The organism is Rickettsia monacensis (assembly GCF_000499665.2).
GTDB lineage: Bacteria > Pseudomonadota > Alphaproteobacteria > Rickettsiales > Rickettsiaceae > Rickettsia > Rickettsia tamurae.
Genome location: NZ_LN794217.1, coordinates 1,187,643 through 1,203,515 on the forward strand (window position 1 = coordinate 1,187,643; position 15,873 = coordinate 1,203,515).

A 15,873-nucleotide genomic window follows, 5' to 3' on the forward strand; every position below is an offset into this window, starting at 1 on the left:
CTATAAAAAAGTTTTTAAATATATTATTATATATAATTATCAAAATTTAAAGGCAAATTAATGAATTCTTTAGAAAATTTAATTTTAGTCGGTGTAATAAAATTATGTCACGGAATTAAAGGTCATGTAATTTTAAAATCTTTTACCGACCCTGCTACAAAAATACTTGAAAGAAATTTAGTAAATGAGTCAGGAGAAAATATACATATTAAGCTAATTAGCCAAAATGCCAAAGGAGAATTAATTTGTACATTTAATGATATAGCTACTCGAAATGAAGCTGAAAATTTAAAAGGTTATAAAATATTTTGCTTAAGAGCAAGTTTACCGGAGCTAGAAGAAGATGAATTTTATATAGCGGATTTAAATCATTTACCGATATTAGACCAAAATCATAAAGAAATAGGCAAAATTAAAAATATTCTTAACTTTGGTGCCGGTGACATAATTGAAATAGAATTTTCAGATCAAACAACCGAATTATTACCTTTCAATAAAGAATTTTTTCCTGTTATAACTAAAGATTATGTGATTTTAAATTATCAAAGAGAAGCTTGAATAATTTACCGTAGTTTTTAAATCTCCTATTTTTGGAGTTGTTTTTGTAATTCTTCAATTTCTTTTTTTGTAAAACCGGTAAATTCAATAATTTCGTCTAAAGGCTTATTTTTCCTTAACATTTTTTTTGCCATCTCTGCTAATTTCATTTCACCTATATACATACCTTCTTGTCTACCTTCTTGCAGCCAATGTTCCACTATACTTCCTATAATTTGTTCTCCTTCTTCGGGGTTCAAATGTGATTTAAGTATTTTTTCTATTTCTATTATATCATTTTGACTAATTTTGGTCAAAGTATAGCATAAAATTAATTCTATATAATTAATACCAATATTAACTAATTCTATGTCATTCCCGCGAAAGCGGGAATGACATAGAATGCTTAAGCTTTTAGACATAAATATTATTGATGTATGATACTAAAATACACTAGATGCTCTTGGTGTAATATATCATTATACTCCACAACAGATGATGAGACTGCGGTTGCCATTTGCATATCAGCGGCGGAGGTGCCAACAAGCATGGTAGTAGCAGCAACTATAGTATCGTTCCAGTTAGATAAGCCAGTGCTGCTTGGACCTATGCTGGAGAACTCATGACCCGGGGAAGAAGTAAGACCGCTCAACGCCTCACCCATTCCGCCCGCAAGTGCCGCTATGTAAGGGTTACCTGTTTGCTCGGCAATTGCCATATTGCGTACATTAACGTTGAATTTACATTTCCAAAACCGGTTCCTTTCATTATTCCGGTTGTAACACCGGCTGCTAGCATATTCTTACCGAGCGATCTTAAACTTTCCTTAGTCGTTGCAGACTTAAGTCCCTTGCCTACATTACTGCCGCTATTGATCGTATTTACCGCTAAGTTAGATGCAAAACCACTGATCCCCGTTGCTATCGCACTGCTTACTGCTCCGGCTCCAATAGTACTACCTGCACCAGTTGTTGCTGCCGTAACTGCTGTTGTTATCAGCACCTGCCCTTGCGTCGTTAACTGACGCACTTTCTTCTCCCAGTTATTCTCGCCTTATATCTCATTTATATTTACATTCTGCCCGCCCTGTCTTGCCTCAAGCATACTCAGCCATGCAGGCTTCTTACCAGCTTCAATCTCGACATTAATAGAACCTTGAGAATTAATTACCACTTCTTCTGATATACTTGATGCTTTTACTGGTTTACTTTTTCTTAATCAGCTTTAAATGATTATTTTTCTATCGTCTTCCAATTGGGGTATTTAGAATATTTTGCTATCCAACCATCTTCACTATATAATTCTCCGCATAAACCATCGCTAATTTCAGCTAAGGAGTATTGATTATGATCTTCGTCATACATAATTAATGCCATTTCATCTTCATATTCTTGTAGCATAAATAAAGTATAGTGGAGGCATCTATCCAAGGTTTCTTGTACAATTATTTCTATGATTTCTTTACTTTCATTTGATATCTCATTAACTTTTTGAGCTAAAATTTTATTTGCTTTAGTTGTGTTATTTAAAATGCCAAGCATTTGTGTTAGCACACCATCACGTACAAAATCTATATATACACTTCCAAATTTATCTAATAGTTTTTGTTTTTTACTCATATTTTTACCTTTTATTAGTTTTTATTTTTATAATACCAAGGAATATTAGTAGGTGCCAATACCTTATCTTTCCTTAACTGTTGTAAAGCTTTAGCTACAATATCTCGCGCTTGTTGCTCTGTTGCTCCACCCGCTTTTAAAGCTTCAACTGCTATACATGTATGCTCTTGTAAAGTGTTTGGTCTACCGCTTTTATATAGCTCTCCAAATAATTTTCTTTGTGCAGCAGTTATTTTATAATGATCTATCTCATTTCTTAGCATAAACTCTTCACTAATAGCAAAGCCTTTTTTAGGATCATAATTAATATTACCTTCAAAAGCTTTTTTAGCATATGGATGATGTCCTCCTACTTTACCATATGGTCCCATAATATAGTAATATAATTATTTTAATCTTTAATTGAGTAAATTATATGAATTTGACAATTAATCCTTAAATACTATAATCAATATATATATATATAGAAGGTTAAGCTCTATGCCTAAAACTTTAAAATACTCACTTATTATATTTATAAGTATAATATTGTTATTAATTGTTATTCCTTTCTTTATTCCTTTAAATAATTATAAAGGAGTAATAATAGACAAAGTCAAAGAGGCTACAAATAGAGATTTAACTATTAACGGCGATATAAAATTATCTTTATTACCAAATCCGGCAGTATCACTATCAGAAATTAAATTATCATCCATAGACGGCACAAAAGAACCTCATCTAGTTTCCGTTGAAAGTGCTAAAGCGTCATTAAGGCTTTTTCCTCTTTTTAGAGGAGCAATTGAAGTAGCTTCTATAGAACTGCAAAAACCAACTATAAATCTAGAAATCTTGAATAACGGACAAAAAAATTGGCAATTCGTTACATCTAATAATAACCCTAAAGAAAATAACGTTAGTTCTACAGAATCTACTAATGCTAATAGTGAATTAGAACTTCCTATTTTGATTAGTCATTTTAAAATTATAGACGGCAAAGTAATATATATAGAAAAAAATAGTGAGCAAATATTTAACGATATTAATTTAGATACTAAAATTAAAAGCCTTAAAGGTCCTATAGACTTTACTTTAGCTTTAAAGGCTTTAGAACAGCAGATTAATATAGAGGGGAATATTGAAGAAATCGGAAAAATAATTCCGTTAAGTGCCAATATTAATCTTGCCGGTGAAAAAATTAAAATCGAAGGAAAGTTTGATAGCGAAAATAATTCTTTTATAGGTAACGCAAATATTAAAGGCAATACTAAAACTTTAGGTATGCCTGCTGACTTACAAAATGACTATGAGCTAACTACGGCAATTACTACCGATAGTAAAAATATAGCTATCAAAGATGCTAGACTTAATTATCCAAATATAGAATTACTAGCAAATGCAAATTATGATATAGAGCGTAATAACCTAAAATCAAATATTATTATCAATCCTGGTAACATTATAACCGAGATTAACTCTAATTTAGATAAGACAAATATTATGCTACAAGCTAATAGTTTAAAACCTATACTTGATGCTCTAAAACTAAAGACTGATAAATTACCTCCTATTATTAACCAAAAACTGAACGCTACTTCTAATGTAATTTATAACTCCCAAGCAATAAAGCTGCAAAATATTAATTTATCGGCGGCAAATAGTAATCTAACAGGAGATATTGAGCTTAAAAATTTAGCACAAGATATAACTATTTCTCACAATCTAAAAATTAATAATTTTGAGTCATTTATGTCTCTTATGGGAGTAAGTAATTTAAGTAAGATTGGGGTGCTGCAGTTAAACGGGGAAGTACAAAAAATTAAAGATACTTTCCATATTAATAATAAAATATCCGCTTTTAATACTAATATATCTATTAAAGGAGATATTAATTTAGCCGCTCAGAAGCCAAATTTTAACCTTAACTTATATAGCCCGTTAGTTAATTTAGAGAAAATTACTTCAAGCAACAACTCTACTGCTAATCCAAGTAAAACTAGTAGCCCTACTACTCAAAATACACCTACAGCTAAAAATAATTCTCCTTGGTCAAACAATCCTATTAACTTAGGATTTTTAAATGAAATTGAAGGGCAACTATCCGCAAATATTGATAAATTAACTAACTACTCATTAATCATAAATAATTTAAAAGCAAAATTAAATATCACCGGCGGCACGCTGAATATTACTTCAGTTAATGCAAGCATTTACGGTGGCGAACTAAGTAGCACCGGTTATGTGAGTTCAGGAAAAGATCAAAACGCTTCAATCAAAATCGATTTAAAAAATGCCTATCTCAAAAATTTAACTCCACAATCCGGTAAAATAAAAATAACCGATGGACGACTAAGCTTTAAAGCGGATCTTACTTCTCACGGTAATAGCGTTTATACATATGTTAATAATCTAAATGGACAATTTAACGTAAATAGCGATAACGGGAAAATAAGCGGATTTGATTTAAACCGAATTGCAGATGCGGTAAATAATGTTAAAAATACCGAAGGAGTATTGCGACTTATTAACAGCTCCTTTAGCGGCGGATCCACATCTTTCAAAAATTTAATTGCCAGCGGAAATATAGCGAATGGCAAGCTTAATTTAAATGAATGTAGTTTAGATGCTTCACCTGCCAAAGCAAATGCAAGCGGTCAAATTAACTTACAGCAATATATGATGGATATTAGTGCAAGCGTTACTATTAGGGATTTACCACCTATAGCCGTTAAATTATACGGATTCATAAATAATCCGCAGCATAAATTAGACGTTCAAGCCCTTCAAACATATTTAGTTAAAAACGTATTTAATAGCGTTATTAAAGACTTAAAAAGCGGAGAGAAGAAACCTGAAAATATTATTAAAGATGCTTTAGGTCTTAGAAAGAAAAAAGATACAAATGCAGAGGAACAAAGCAGCCCTCCGCAGGAAAACCAACAAGAAGATCCTGTAAACAAACTGCTACAAAAAGGATTAAAGAAACTGTTTTGATGTGTACAAGTTACGACTTAATCTGACAGAGTTGAGTAATCAGGCAGCTTGATGGGCAATCATCAAATTGTCTGATATTCTCTCTATATTACCAATATTTTTATCTATATTACCAATATTACCAATATTTTTATCTTTAGCAATATAAAGTGAATCTGTAAAAGATTGCATTGGTGTTTTACCAAAGCAATGTTTACCGGAATGAGGTCTTGCATTATTGTAACTCACAAGCCAGTTATCTATATCTGTTTGCAATTCATCAAGTGAATTATAAAATTTTTTGCGGAATAGAATGTGATAGCACTCTTCCTGCATAGTTTTATGGAAACGCTCACAGATACCGTTGGTTTGAGGACTATATGCTTTAGTTTTGGAATGATCGATATTCTCAATGCCAAGATATAGTTGGTAAGCATGGTTTTCTGGTTTTCCACAATATTCCGTACCTCTATCAGTTAATATTCTAAGCAGAGGGATATCATGGTTTGCAAAGAATGGAATAACCTTATCATTTAAGTGGTCTGCAGCTGTAATAGCCGTCTTTTCGGTATAGAGTTTACAAATAGCTACTCCTCAATAGGTATCGACAAAAGTTTGCTGATAAATACGGCCTATGCCTTTAATATTACCAACATAGTAAGTATCTTGTGAACCAAGGTAGCCAGGGTGCATAGTTTCTATTTCACCACTAGCTTCACGTTGGTTTTTAACTTTTTCAAGAACAGCAAGTTGATTATCACTTAAAACAATACCATCATTTGCTACTTTAGTCTCTAGAGCTTTTAGACGTTTTTTGAAACTTTCTAAATCATGACGTAACCACACAGATCTAACTCCGCCACCAGAAATGATTATCCCACTCTTGCGTAATTCATTAGCAGCACGTTCCTGACCAAATGCTGGAAATTCAACAGCTATATTAACTACAGCATCCTCTATATTTGCGGGCACACGATTCTTAATGCAAGCTTTACGTCTAGTCACATCTCATATAGAGCTTCCCCCCTCCCCACCTTGATCATGGAGCTCTTTGTAACGATAAAATGTATCCCTGCTATAACCCATTACTTTGCAAGCTTGTGATACATTCCCTAATTGTTCAGCGAGTTTTAATAAACCGATTCTTGGCTTTATGATTTTTTCTTGATATGTTGTCATCTGACAGTCTCCTTTTTAGTAGGTTGTTAAAACTTGCCAGGTACTATCTTATCTTTTTTCTTCGTACCCAACAATCCTTAACTGTCAGATCAATTCTTTACTTTTACAATTATCCAACGATGGAATGTATTGCATAACAGATTGATCCCATGGAATCAAATCCGATATATCTTCTAACTCTTCCTACTTATCAAAATTACGAAACAAAAGCATAAAATTTGAAAATTACAGTTATAAATAAAAAATCACTTGCATAAAAATAAACTTATGATATGTTTCTTCACGTTAGGTTTCAATTTTATCTCCCATAAAAGTAACCCAACACTATTATCTCTCAACTGATAGGGGATATAGTGTTAGTTGAGTACAAAAGTAAAAATATAAAAAACAAGTAAAATATCGAATAGGCAAAAAATCGTTTAGCTTGTTTGTTATCAGGGGTATCATAGAATAAAGAACCGGAATAATATAGAAATACTAACCCAAGAATACCGGAAATTATTAAATATATAAAATTATTCATTCCGATAAAAAAAGGCATTAGCGAAACAATAAATAAAAGAATACTGTAAATTAGAATTTGTTTTTTAGTATATAAATTCCCTTTTACTGCAGGCATCATCGGTACTTTACAGTTTTTATAATCTTCGTTACAGAATAAAGCAAGAGCCCATGAATGCGGCGGTGTCCAAATAAAAATAATCAAAAATAATATAATCGACTCTAGAGATATAGTATTGCTTACCGCTGCATAACCTATCACAGGAGGTAATGCTCCCGATACTCCGCCAATAACAATATTTTGTATAGAACGACGCTTTAACCAAATAGTATAAATACAGATATAATAAAAAATAGTGAATAGCAGTAAAAAGGATGCAAGTAGATTAACACATAAAGCCATAAAAAATACTGCAAAAAATCCCGTTATCAAACCAAAAGATAAAGCTTCATCAGGTTCTATAGCACCTCTGACTATAGGTCTTTTTTGAGTACGTTTCATTAAGCTATCGATATCTCTATCGTACCACATATTAATTGCCCCTGCACTACCTGCACCAAGAGCTATGCAAACAACTGCAATACCGGCAATAAAAGGATGCACGGAATAAGGAGCAAGCCACATACCTACAAAACCCGTAAAAATCACAAGCGACATCACACGTGGTTTCATTAATAATATATAGTCTTTAACTGTACTCTGAGAGTAATTTATTTGACCTAAATTTATTGATTTTACCAAAGAACTCATACGATTTTTTTATTTAAGTATAAAAAGTTTTATGTTAAAAATCAATGATTGACTTTGATGTAAGAAATGTATATATTTTCTTACAAAGCTAGATTCAAAAAGCTTTAGACAAGATGAATTGACGACTGAGCCTGCGGAGCGTACAAAAAGTACGTGAGCAAAGGTGAATGTCAGAAAGCTTGTATCAAGCTTTTTGAATGACGCTGTAATTCAAATAAAAGTTAAGGATATTATCAGTGACAAAAATTGTTCGTTCTAAATATAAAGCTAGTAGAAGACTTGGGGTAAGTCTATGGGGTGATAGCAAGGATGCTTTCAATACACGAAATTATCGTCCCGGGCAGCATGGGCAGAATACCATGATTAAAACTTCAGATTATGGTTTACATTTAAAAGCTAAGCAAAGATTAAAATGCCACTACGGTCGTGTCACTGAAAAACAATTTAGGAATATTTTTGCACTTGCTCAAAAAATGAAAGGTAATACCGGTGAAAACTTCATTGGGTTACTTGAAAGCAGACTTGATACTGTCGTTTATAGAATGAACATAGCTCCAACTATTTTTGCTGCAAGACAGTTAGTTTCACACGGACATATTAAATTAAACGGTAAGAAAGCCGATATAGCAAGCATACGACTAAAGGAAGGTGATGTTATAGAAGTTAAAGAATCCGTAAAACAAATACCGCTTATCCAAGAATCCGTTTCAAAACAAGGTCAAACAACACCGGGCTATTTATCATTTGATGTACCTTCATTAACCGGTAAATATTTAAGAGTTCCTGCTCTTTCTGATGTTCCATATCCTTTTGAAGCAGAAGTTCATTTAGTAATCGAGTTATATTCTCGTTAATACATAATACTGTCTTTACAAATTAAACCCACTAAGAATGTTCGTAATGTCATTCCCGCGAAAGCGGGAATCCAGTTAAAAATACTAACATTATTAGTATTTTTAGTTGTTTTTATGATACCATGGTCAAGCCACGATATGACACTGAGTGCTTTTTTCGATACACGCAACAACGCCCGCTCGCAATGACTATATCTATTTTTAATAAACAATGCCCCATATATAATAATTGTTTCTACTTGCGTATTATTTTTAAGAACATATAATGCAATAATTTTTAATAAAAATTATGATGTAATAAATGCACCAAGTGGCGGTCAAAAGAAAAAAATTGGAATCATTAAAGCTATAATTTCAAACCCTAAAATATTAATTTTAGACGAGGTGTTTGCCAATCTTGATAAAAAACATCTATAGAAAATGCACAACAAGCTTTAAAAGAATTTTTACCGGAAACTTTAATGCTTGTAGTACATCATGACGGTAAATTCATGATATAATAATTTTTATGATCAGTATATAAATCTTGAAGATTTGTATGCCGGAATAGAATTATTTCTATTCAACCCTATATATTTCGAGTAAATGAAGAGTAATCTAGTTTTTTATATATGTTTTTTCTTCCTTCCCGCCGTTGCTGGAAGGTATTGTTGCGTAGAGCGTTTTTTCCGTTATTGCGAGGAAATTACGTAAGTAATTGACGAAACAATCCAGTAAAAAATTCTGATTTATAGAATTTTTTACTGGATTGCCACGCTCCTTGCAGTCGCTCGCAATGACGATTAGACGTCTACGCAACAATGCCACACGGGAATGACATAAACCACACTAATAACTAATAGCGATTATAATAAAATTTTAATTATGGGAGTTTTTTAAGATTTCTTTATAGACTTCAAGGTTTTTTCTTAGCATCAGATCAAAAGAGAAATTATTAATTACCGTATGTCTTGCCGCTTCTTGGATTTTCTTAGCAGTATCAGTACCTAAAATTGAGAAACAATAATCGATTTTCTGTGCTAACGCTTCGGCATTATTTGGTTCTACGTGGAAACCGGTTATATTATTATTTATCGTTTCTACTGCACCGCCGATATTAGTTGCAATAACAAGCTTCTCCATCGCCTGCCCTTCTATAATAGTACGACCGAAAGCTTCAGGCTCGATTGAGGCAGAAACGATAATATTGGAAATCCCATATAGGTTTATTATATCCGAATCATTACCGAAAATTTGAATTTTATTTTGAAGTTTTAGAGTAGCTATAAGCTCTTTTACTCTATTAGTAAAATTGGGATGTCTAGATATATCACCGACCATTAAACAATAAAAATCTCTATGTTTTAACTTACTTAATGCTTCTACTAAAACAAGATGCCCTTTCCAGCTTGTCATTCTAGAAGGCATTAATATTATCGGCACGTTGCTCGGTGCATCATATTTATCACGACATTTTTTAAGTTTTTCGGGTGTTAAATTTGCCGGATTAAAATAATCACAAATTACTCCACGTTCAATTACTACTATTTTATCTTCATCAATTTTATAGTTTTCAAGCAAATGTTGTTTTACAAAATTAGATACGGCAATAACTTTCTCGCCTTTTAGCATTATGCTATTATAATATTTTTTAAAACTATTCGGAATATTATAAACCCCATGAAAAGTAGTCAGAAATTTAGCATTAGTCCATTTTGTTGCTAGATATGAACTCCATGCCGGTGCCCTTGATCTTGTATGAACTATATCAACATTATATTTTTTGATTATTTCTGATATCAATTTTGCATTATTCAGAATTACAAAAGGATTTTTACTGCTACTATTCATTTTAATATGTAATATATCTTCCTTATCTAACTCTTTAACTAAAGTACCGCCTGCTGAAATTATGATAGGAGTATGACCGAGAATTTTAAGATATTTTGCAACTTCTATAGTACCTCTTTCAACCCCTCCCGAAACTAGAGCAGGAACTACTTGCAAAATAGTATATTTATTGTATCGTTTACTTGACTTTAATGAAGGCATTAAATCTCAATCTATTAAAATAATTATTTAAAATGCACAAGCTTTATAATAAAACACAAGACAAATTTATTGTCTATGATAATTATAGAATAATTAATACAAATATTCCATCTGTAATTTTTTTACACGGCTTGATGTCTAGTATGAAATCAACTAAGGCTATCTATTTAATAGATTATTGTAAAAAAAACAATTACAATTTTATTGTTTTTGATAATTTCGGTCATGGAAACGCATCAGGACAATTTGAGGATCAAACAATTAGTTATTGGTTAGAAGGAGTATCACTAATTTTAGATAAATTAATTGATAAAGAGGCGATATTAGTAGGTTCGAGCATGGGAGGATGGCTAGCACTTCTTGCGGCTTTAAGATTTCCTGATAAAATAAAAGGGCTTGTGTGTGTAGCCCCTGCTCCAGATTTTACTGAAAATATTTGGCAAAATATATCTCTAAATGATCAAAATAAGATGCAAAAAGAAGGAATACTAGAAGTAAGCGGTAAAAATTGTGAGCATAAATATCCTATAAGCTATAAACTGATAGAAGATGCAAAAAAACATTTATTATTGACAAAGAAACAGATTGATATAAATACACCGCTACATATAATCCATGGGATGTTAGATGAAGACGTGCCTTATAATGTTTCAGTAAAATTATTAGAAAAAATAACGAGTAAACAAATAGTAATGAAGCTAATTAAAGACGGTCACCATAATTTGTCTAGAGAAGAAGATTTAAAGGTAATGACAAATTCCTTAGAAGAAGTAATTAGCCTCTCTAAATATTAAATAAATAATAAATATGTATAACAAAATAAATAAAGTTCACAATTTTAAAGAAGTTATAGAAGCGGTAAAACAAGCCGATAATACTAACTTGGTGCTTTTTGATGTAGATGAAGTAATTGTAATGGATAGTGATGAATCTAGGTTAACACATGATTATAGAAAAGAATTAATGAAGAGCATTGAAAAAAGACTTACTAGAAAAGAATGTGAATTATTACTTAGCATCGTTCTTAACGATAGAAAAGCTAGATTTGTTAATCAAGATATATTAACAATATTTGCTCTACTTAAAGAAAAAAATATACCCGCAATGGGTCTTACTAAACTTCCTACCGGTAAATTCGGCGTAATTGAAGATATGATCGAATGGAGAATTCGTGAACTCACTGAATTAAAGGTAATTTTTCAAGAATTTTCACCTTTAGAAGATGAGATAATAATAGAAGATTTTAATGCCGGCTGCGGTAAACCTACATTAAAAGACGGCATAATTTACACCGCAGAATATGATAAAGGAAGCGTACTTGAATATGTATTACGCAAAACAAATTATTATCCGCAATCAATAATATTTATTGATGATATAGAAGAAAATTTATTATCATTACAAGAAACTTGTAAGAAACTTAAAATTAACTATCAAGGATTTGAATTTATGGGTTCTGCTATCGTTCCTGAACCTGATCTTGATGAACAATTAGAAAAAATCAGATTTGAAATTCTAGAAAAAGAATATAAATGGTTAACAGATGAGGAGCTTAAAAAGCACACTTTGTCATACCGTGGCTTGTCCACGGTATCCAGCTAAAAATGTTACAACAACATACGCTTTTAGTTACCTTCCCTAGATGCCGTGGACAAACTACTAGAATAACACTTATTCACCTTAGAGTATAATATTATGCCTGCAAAACTTATTGTTCTTTTTACCTTACTTATCTCACTTTCTACTATGGCAAGTAAAAAGGAAGAAGGAAAAATTACAGGAGTAAAAGCAACTAAAGTACAAATTGCCGAGCTTTACGACATATTTAATATTGTAGGGCAATGCCAGAATGATAATAGCCGTGATTATTATGCTAATGCCACCAGAGTAGTTGAAAAAGTCTCAGCACATCAAGGAGAAATAGTAAAAAAGGGGATATATTGCTGGTTATAGATAAAAACATAGCAGAAACTACTAAATCTAGAGCAGCAGCTTTATTAAATACAAAACAAGAAGATTATAATAGAAAAGAAGCTTTATTTGCTAAATAATTTGTAAGCAACGAGGAATATAAAAGGTCAAAAAGCGAACTTGAAGATACAAAATTTAATTATTCCAAAGCTCTAAAACATACAACGACATGATAATTACTGCACCCTACTCCGGTAAAATAGGCGTAATTAAGTCTATGGTTGGCGATGAAGTAAAAATAGGCGATTATCTTTTTAGCATTACCGGAACAGAAAACTCACAAAGTATTTTTATTGAATTGCCGGAGTCTTTAAGCGGAAAAGTTGGAGTCGATACTGAAGTTTTAATTGCAGGAAAAATTAAAAGCACAATCGAAGCAGTATCGCATTACTTATCAGATAACGGTATTTTAACAGCTAAAATTATTTTACCTATGGGTACAAGAATCCTGCATAATAGCTTTGTAGATGTGATGCTTATACTTAATCCCCATAAAAATCTAACCGTCCCCGAAAGTTGTATTCAACGAAATAATCAAGGTAACTTTATCTATAAAATAGACGGTGATACAGTAAAACAATTATATGTAAAAATCGGTACACGTACAGAAGGTTTAATTGAAATTACCTCTGACGATATTAAAGAAGGTGACTTAGTCGTTACCGAAGGTATGACTAAAATCAGCGACGGCTCAAAAGTTAAGATACTTGAGGAATAGTTATTTATATATGCTTTCTAAGCCATCTCTGTATTCTAGAGATTGTTGCACGTATTCCTTCTTGCCTTATAGAAGTAATAGTTAATAAAATCAAAATTTTTGTCACAAAGCAATAGGTTCGTATTTTTTGAATTACATAGTTATTTTTGAAAAAAAAAATATTACTTTTTTTATAGTTTTCATTTTTATTTTCTAGTAATCTTAATTGTGTAACAGCTGCTAATAACAAATTAATAGTAAACGGACTAAATTTATTTAAATAAGAATCATTAAGAACATAAGAAGTAATATTTATTAAACCTACTGAATATTTATTTGGGTCCATAAACGTATTAGTACCACCGCTAATTCGTACTTTAGACAATTCTTTGTCTATACCACCTATTGAGTTTTTACTAGCAATAGATATCCATAAACAACAATCTTCACCGCTTCTTATATTTTCAGGGAATAAATTTTCTTGGAATAACGTCAAAGTTCCCATAACTGTCGGCGTTGCTATTGGACAAGTTTGTATGACTTGAGGAAAAACATTTCCACTAAAAAACCCGGAATGAACAGATTCTATATATTTTCCTTTTTCATTTATTTTTTTATATGAAGTATGAGAAAATATAAAATTATTTTCTTCCATAAACTTTAATTGGATTTCTATTTTATCCCCATAAAATAAATCGTCCGAATCAAGGAAAGCAATATATTTTCCTATAGCATTTTTAATACCTAAGTTACGTGCAGCAGCAGGTCCTTCATTTTTTTTATGAAAATATTTTATTCTTTTATCTTTTTTGCATATTGAAGTTAATTCTGATATATCATCAGTCGATCCATCATCTATTATAAGTATCTCAAAATTTTTGTGTGTTTGAATAAGTACACTTTCTATAGCTTCAATTGCCCAATTTATTCTATTATATACCGGTATAATAACACTAACTTTAGTATCATGTAGTACTTGCTTAGCCATAGTATTTGCTAAATCACAGGCTTTATTATATGGAGTATTATTTGATAAAAAATTAGCTGTACGAGTTAAAAATAAATAAGAAGAACCTTCCATTTTAATCATTTCTTCTTCTGTTAACTCACGAAGAAACGATGACCATAATACATTACATTCTTCGTTATGATTTGATATTTTTTTACTACCTTGCTCTGAATGAAAACGAGATTTAATTAGGATAGACTCATCAAAATGAATAGGAGCAACACGGAAAATTTTAAACCATAAATCATAATCTTGCGTTGTCGGTAAAGCTTCATTAAATATACCGACTTCATGAAAATATTTAGCAGGAATTAATAACGAACAACCATGTATTAATCCTCGTAATAAAGGTAATAAAGAAATATTAAGTTTATTTATATGTAGCACACTATCCGGTTTAATATAACGTAGAGAGTTTCCTTTTTCATCAATTAATTCATAACCGCCATAAATGATAGTATCTTTATTATCTAATTTATTTAATATGTTAACTTGATGCTCGATTTTATTAGGATAATATATATCATCATGGCTAAGCCATGAAAAATACTCCCCTTTCATGTTTTTTATACCATAATTTAAAGCCGAACCGCAGCCGCCGTTTTCTTTATGAAAATAGCGTATTTTATCACCGTATGATAATGCTACGCGTTCTGTCTCTCCATTATCTTTTGAACCATCATTAACAACAATAATTTCAATATTTTTGTAAGTTTGTGCTAAAGCACTATTTATAGCTTCTTTCATATAATTAGCCCCATTATAGACAGGTATAATAATGGAAACTAAAGTATGATAAATATTTAGAGGTTTATCTTTTCTAGTTGTCATAACTTTTAAAAAAAATTTATAAAATGTTAGTTTTATTGTTTAAATTTTCTATAGAGCTTTAAAAAAATAGATTTTTCTTCTTCACTAATAATTAGTTTATTTTTAAGAATTTTTATTTCTTCTAAAGCATTATTTAGCTCTGTTACAGTATTATTTAATTTACTTTCATAGTTTAAGTTTTTCTCTTCGCTATTTTTAAATGCATCCCTAGTTTGCAGCAATTGTTTTAATATATCTTGGAATTGCAAACCTAACTTTTCTAAAAATTCCGGGTTCCAAGCTGAGATTGGATAGTTAAATAATTGTTTTATAGGCTTTAAATCTGAGTTACTGGATATACAGATTATAGAATTAGGAGGATTTTTTTCAGAATGCGTGTCGTTAGTTACGCCATCTAATCCTTCATATAAAAATTCTTGGTTCTGATATGATTCAAAATCTTTTTCAGTAATCCAATTAACTAAATGATATATATTCCCTTCCGGTTCATTAAAAGGTACATTTACTATTAATCGTTTTTTATATTTAAGATTAAGCACCAGATTTAACCCATCTTTAATATGCTCAAGTGCATGTCTTGATACAATATAATCATATTCTTCTGCCTTTTTAATAAAACTAACTAAATCAGATTTAATATATTTTATATTAGATGCTCCATAATTTTGTTCAGCATAAATTATAGATTCTTTACTGATATCTATTGCTATAATTTCTACTCCTAATATATCGCTAAGCATGAAAGTTCCGTGTCCTGTTCCACAACCTATATCTAAAATTTTTATTTTTTGATTTAGCATTAATGGGCTATTAAGTATATCGACTTCTATAATTTTTTTAAAAATCTTATAGCTACTTTTATGACGAATTACCTCTAAAATATCATGAGTTTCTCCAGGAATTAATCTTTCTCCGTCATTATAAATTTCTTCTAACATAAA

Annotated in this window: 13 protein-coding genes and 3 pseudogenes; 7 read left to right on the forward strand and 9 right to left on the reverse strand. The window is 31.0% G+C overall.

From position 1 onward, the window contains the following. The first annotated feature begins 60 nt into the window (after positions 1-60). Positions 61-558 carry a ribosome maturation factor RimM gene (rimM, locus tag RMONA_RS06220; protein ID WP_023508082.1) on the forward strand — a complete coding sequence of 166 codons (498 nt, stop codon included), beginning with the start codon at positions 61-63 and terminating at the stop codon, positions 556-558. 26 nt (positions 559-584) lie between these two features. Here the strand turns inward: rimM and RMONA_RS06225 are convergent, their stop codons facing one another. The 4 genes from RMONA_RS06225 to RMONA_RS06245 all read right to left on the reverse strand — a co-directional run bounded on the left by RMONA_RS06225 (position 585) and on the right by RMONA_RS06245 (position 2,527). Further along, positions 585-959, reverse strand: a complete 375-nt coding sequence (locus tag RMONA_RS06225) for an RpnC/YadD family protein (protein ID WP_023508081.1) — start codon at positions 957-959, stop codon at positions 585-587. Positions 960-1,218: 259 nt separating this feature from the next. Next, a complete protein-coding gene (locus RMONA_RS10565; protein ID WP_242402812.1) occupies positions 1,219-1,539 on the reverse strand; it encodes a DUF637 domain-containing protein in 321 nt (106 codons plus the stop codon). Positions 1,540-1,769: 230 nt separating this feature from the next. Continuing rightward, positions 1,770-2,156, reverse strand: a complete 387-nt coding sequence (locus RMONA_RS06240) for a hypothetical protein (RefSeq protein ID WP_023508077.1) — start codon at positions 2,154-2,156, stop codon at positions 1,770-1,772. A 14-nt stretch (positions 2,157-2,170) separates the two neighbouring features. After that, positions 2,171-2,527, reverse strand: coding sequence for a hypothetical protein (locus tag RMONA_RS06245; RefSeq protein WP_023508076.1), 357 nt, complete (start codon positions 2,525-2,527; stop codon positions 2,171-2,173). Positions 2,528-2,636: 109 nt separating this feature from the next. Between RMONA_RS06245 and RMONA_RS06250 the strand changes: the two genes are divergently transcribed. Further along, a complete protein-coding gene (locus RMONA_RS06250; RefSeq protein WP_023508075.1) occupies positions 2,637-5,129 on the forward strand; it encodes an AsmA family protein in 2,493 nt (830 codons plus the stop codon). A gap of 39 nt (positions 5,130-5,168) precedes the next feature. Here the strand turns inward: RMONA_RS06250 and RMONA_RS06255 are convergent. Both RMONA_RS06255 and cyoE read right to left on the reverse strand, forming a co-directional pair. Continuing rightward, positions 5,169-6,287: pseudogene (locus RMONA_RS06255) on the reverse strand (IS481 family transposase). Positions 6,288-6,621: 334 nt separating this feature from the next. After that, complete coding sequence (gene cyoE / locus RMONA_RS06260; RefSeq protein ID WP_023508074.1) at positions 6,622-7,539, reverse strand: heme o synthase; 918 nt, start codon at positions 7,537-7,539, stop codon at positions 6,622-6,624. Positions 7,540-7,775: 236 nt separating this feature from the next. On the opposite strand from cyoE, the gene rpsD reads away from it, so the two are divergent. Continuing rightward, positions 7,776-8,393, forward strand: a complete 618-nt coding sequence (gene rpsD, locus RMONA_RS06265; protein WP_023508073.1) for a 30S ribosomal protein S4 — start codon at positions 7,776-7,778, stop codon at positions 8,391-8,393. 339 nt (positions 8,394-8,732) lie between these two features. Continuing rightward, the gene (locus tag RMONA_RS10570; RefSeq protein ID WP_242402866.1) at positions 8,733-8,810 is read left to right on the forward strand and encodes a hypothetical protein; all 78 of its coding nucleotides are present in this window, start codon (positions 8,733-8,735) and stop codon (positions 8,808-8,810) included. 441 nt (positions 8,811-9,251) lie between these two features. Here the strand turns inward: RMONA_RS10570 and RMONA_RS06270 are convergent, their stop codons facing one another. After that, on the reverse strand, positions 9,252-10,424 hold the full coding sequence (locus RMONA_RS06270) for a glycosyltransferase family 4 protein (protein ID WP_023508072.1): 1,173 nt from the start codon (positions 10,422-10,424) through the stop codon (positions 9,252-9,254). A gap of 32 nt (positions 10,425-10,456) precedes the next feature. Here RMONA_RS06270 and RMONA_RS06275 point away from each other — a divergent pair, with 32 nt between their 5' ends. The 3 genes and pseudogenes from RMONA_RS06275 to RMONA_RS06285 all read left to right on the forward strand — a co-directional run bounded on the left by RMONA_RS06275 (position 10,457) and on the right by RMONA_RS06285 (position 13,113). Further along, positions 10,457-11,218, forward strand: coding sequence for an alpha/beta hydrolase (locus RMONA_RS06275; protein ID WP_023508071.1), 762 nt, complete (start codon positions 10,457-10,459; stop codon positions 11,216-11,218). 13 nt (positions 11,219-11,231) lie between these two features. After that, the gene (locus tag RMONA_RS06280) at positions 11,232-12,026 is read left to right on the forward strand and encodes a DUF2608 domain-containing protein (protein WP_023508070.1); all 795 of its coding nucleotides are present in this window, start codon (positions 11,232-11,234) and stop codon (positions 12,024-12,026) included. Positions 12,027-12,119: 93 nt separating this feature from the next. Beyond that, positions 12,120-13,113: pseudogene (locus tag RMONA_RS06285) on the forward strand (efflux RND transporter periplasmic adaptor subunit). A 4-nt stretch (positions 13,114-13,117) separates the two neighbouring features. Here the strand turns inward: RMONA_RS06285 and RMONA_RS06290 are convergent. Together RMONA_RS06290 and RMONA_RS10575 are read right to left on the reverse strand one after the other, a co-directional pair. Continuing rightward, the gene (locus tag RMONA_RS06290; RefSeq protein ID WP_023508067.1) at positions 13,118-14,932 is read right to left on the reverse strand and encodes a glycosyltransferase family 2 protein; all 1,815 of its coding nucleotides are present in this window, start codon (positions 14,930-14,932) and stop codon (positions 13,118-13,120) included. 455 nt (positions 14,933-15,387) lie between these two features. Further along, positions 15,388-15,870: pseudogene (locus RMONA_RS10575) on the reverse strand (class I SAM-dependent methyltransferase); the annotation flags it as partial. Between the last annotated feature and the right edge of the window lie 3 nt (positions 15,871-15,873).

Excerpts from the sequence above, each read along its gene's own strand:
- RMONA_RS06270 (WP_023508072.1), bottom strand. The coding sequence starts at position 10,424 with ATGCCTTCATTAAAGTCAAGTAAACGATACAATAAATATACTATTTTG.
- RMONA_RS06250 (WP_023508075.1), top strand. The coding sequence starts at position 2,637 with ATGCCTAAAACTTTAAAATACTCACTTATTATATTTATAAGTATAATA.
- cyoE (WP_023508074.1), bottom strand. The coding sequence starts at position 7,539 with ATGAGTTCTTTGGTAAAATCAATAAATTTAGGTCAAATAAATTACTCT.
- RMONA_RS06280 (WP_023508070.1), top strand. The coding sequence starts at position 11,232 with ATGTATAACAAAATAAATAAAGTTCACAATTTTAAAGAAGTTATAGAA.
- RMONA_RS06245 (WP_023508076.1), bottom strand. The coding sequence starts at position 2,527 with ATGGGACCATATGGTAAAGTAGGAGGACATCATCCATATGCTAAAAAA.
- RMONA_RS06275 (WP_023508071.1), top strand. The coding sequence starts at position 10,457 with ATGCACAAGCTTTATAATAAAACACAAGACAAATTTATTGTCTATGAT.
- rimM (WP_023508082.1), top strand. The coding sequence starts at position 61 with ATGAATTCTTTAGAAAATTTAATTTTAGTCGGTGTAATAAAATTATGT.
- RMONA_RS06240 (WP_023508077.1), bottom strand. The coding sequence starts at position 2,156 with ATGAGTAAAAAACAAAAACTATTAGATAAATTTGGAAGTGTATATATA.
- RMONA_RS06225 (WP_023508081.1), bottom strand. The coding sequence starts at position 959 with ATGTCTAAAAGCTTAAGCATTCTATGTCATTCCCGCTTTCGCGGGAAT.
- RMONA_RS06290 (WP_023508067.1), bottom strand. The coding sequence starts at position 14,932 with ATGACAACTAGAAAAGATAAACCTCTAAATATTTATCATACTTTAGTT.